The sequence below is a fragment of the Oleiphilus sp. HI0132 genome, assembly GCF_001635845.1.
In genome coordinates, this window is record NZ_LWGJ01000234.1 from 1 (window position 1) to 1,022 (window position 1,022).

Annotated in this window: 1 protein-coding gene; it reads right to left on the reverse strand. The window is 44.8% G+C overall.

The genetic code is table 11. From position 1 onward, the window contains the following. The coding region (locus tag A3766_RS02930) for a folylpolyglutamate synthase/dihydrofolate synthase family protein (protein ID WP_369808591.1) at window positions 1–1,018 on the reverse strand (1,018 nt) is incomplete at its 3' end. Between the last annotated feature and the right edge of the window lie 4 nt (window positions 1,019–1,022).

A 1,022-nucleotide genomic window follows, 5' to 3' on the forward strand; every position in this document is an offset into this window, starting at 1 on the left:
TACCAGTAGTCATAGCCGATATTTCCTTCTCTTTTTGCTCTAGGCTAAACGCAAGTGCTTGATCTATCGTCTCGAAGCTAAGAACCTTATCGGACACTTCAGAAAGCACACTCTGCAATTCGGCAATAGACATTGCTCTGTCAACATTCAATGGCGCTATTAGCCAGCGATCCACAGATTCTGAAAGTTCCGCGACAACGCCTCGAACATCTTTATCTGCTAACGCAGAGAACACAACTTCAATTTTATCTTTTCCCTCACCCTCTTTTAACAAAAAGGACTTTAGGAACCTTGCTGCGTGAGGATTATGGCCTACATCAAAATATAAGCCTTTTACTTGGCTAGACTGTTCAAGGCGCCCTGACAACTTAACATTGCACATGCTTCGATATACCGAGTCGGCATCCAGCGAGCGGCCATCAAGCAATAGAGCGATTAACTGATAGGCGAGAAGAATATTGTTATCGGGTAAATTTAGCTTTGGAAACCCCTGAAACTTGAACCTACTCAAATCTTTCTGGGCAACACTCACCAAGTCATCGTCAATATAGAAATCTTCATGACAGACCAAGGTTTGACAAGCGAGCTTCTCAGCACATTCAAAGACGCTTTGAGGAAGGTTTTCACCAGCCAAAAATGGCTGACCTTTCCTTAGGATACCAGCCTTCTCTCTGCCTATTTGTTGAATATCGTCGCCGAGCCAGTCAATGTGATCAATGTCGATTGAAGTAATCACGGAGATATCTGCATCAACGATATTTACGGCATCCAAGCGCCCTCCTAAACCGATTTCGAGCAACACGACATCAAGATCTGCATTAAAGAGGACGTACAAAGCAGCCAAGGTGCCGAACTCAAAGTAGGTAAGCGGAGTGTCTCCCCTCACCTCGTCAATATATTGGAAGGCCTCAACAAGCTGATGGTCACTTGCATCAACGCCAAGCAATTGGACTCGTTCGTTGTATTTAGATATATGTGGAGAAGTATAGGTACCACACCTTAGCCCTTGCGAAGCCAGGCCA